Source organism: Neobacillus drentensis, from assembly GCF_036966985.1.
Taxonomy (GTDB): domain Bacteria; phylum Bacillota; class Bacilli; order Bacillales; family Cytobacillaceae; genus Neobacillus; species Neobacillus drentensis_E.
Genome location: NZ_JBALSN010000807.1, coordinates 1 through 1,075 on the forward strand (window position 1 = coordinate 1; position 1,075 = coordinate 1,075).

The 1,075-nt window shown below is 47.8% G+C and carries 1 protein-coding gene; it reads right to left on the reverse strand.

Translation table 11 applies throughout. The features are described 5' to 3' along the window. Positions 1–1,068, reverse strand: a 1,068-nt coding sequence (locus tag V7659_RS31925) for a CynX/NimT family MFS transporter (RefSeq protein ID WP_335543973.1), incomplete at its 3' end; no start/stop codon positions are given. Between the last annotated feature and the right edge of the window lie 7 nt (positions 1,069–1,075).

The window sequence follows — 1,075 nt, forward strand, 5'->3', positions numbered from 1 at the left end:
GGCTAATAGATAACCGAGTGACTGCGCCATTCCAGAAAGGGCAGCTGCTTGTTCCATATTGGTTGTTCGTAATCCGATAAATGTGAGGGCAAGACTGATACTGGCCCCTTGTCCGACGCCGATGAATAGCACAGAGATGACAAGAATAGGCGTCGACCCTCCGAGAAGGAGACCCATCATGCCGAGTAAATACACAAGGACAAGGCCGACGACAAGCGGTCTTTGCGTTTTTAATTTTTCTGCAAAAACGGGCGTTAAGAAGGTGGATGGCAGACCAGTGAACTGCATAATAGAGAGCATCCATCCCGCTGTCGCTAGGTTCATGCCATGTGATGTCAAAATATCAGGAAACCATGCGATACTGCTGTAGAAAAGGAATGATTGCAAGCCCATAAAAAAGGTCACCTGCCATGCGACACGTGAACGCCATATTGGCTGCTCTTTGAGTGAAATGCTTTTGACAGCCGCTGTGTTCTGATGAAGAAGCTGCGGCGCCCACACCATCATCGCAAGAAGGGCAAGTCCGGCCCAGACAAGGAATGATGTATTCCAGCCGCCAGGCATCGCATGACTGAGCGGAACACTGACACCAGATGCAAGTGCAGCAAAAACGGACATCGATGTCGTATACACGCTTGTCATTAATCCAGCATGTGCAGGGAATTTATGTTTCACAAGTCCAGGTAAAAGCACATTACAAATCGCAATCCCGACGCCGACTAGCGCTGTTCCCATCATTAAAAAGGTGATGCTGCCCAATGAACGAATGACAATCCCAAAGAGCAGGACAGCAAGCCCAAGCCAAAGTGTTCGTTCATTCCCAAGACGTTTTCCGATTTTAGGTGCAATGGGAGATAGCAATGCGAATGAGAGCAGTGGTAATGTCGTGAGGAAACCAGCCAGTCCATTTGAAAGCTGTAAATCAGAACGAATGGCACCGATCACAGGACCAACAGACGTAATGGCTGGCCTCAGGTTAAAGGCAATGAGTAAAATCCCAGCAATCAGCAAAATGGTTTGCCCTGTACTGCGAGGATGAAATGTTGATTTTTCTAGTTGTTGTTCCATGAATGTA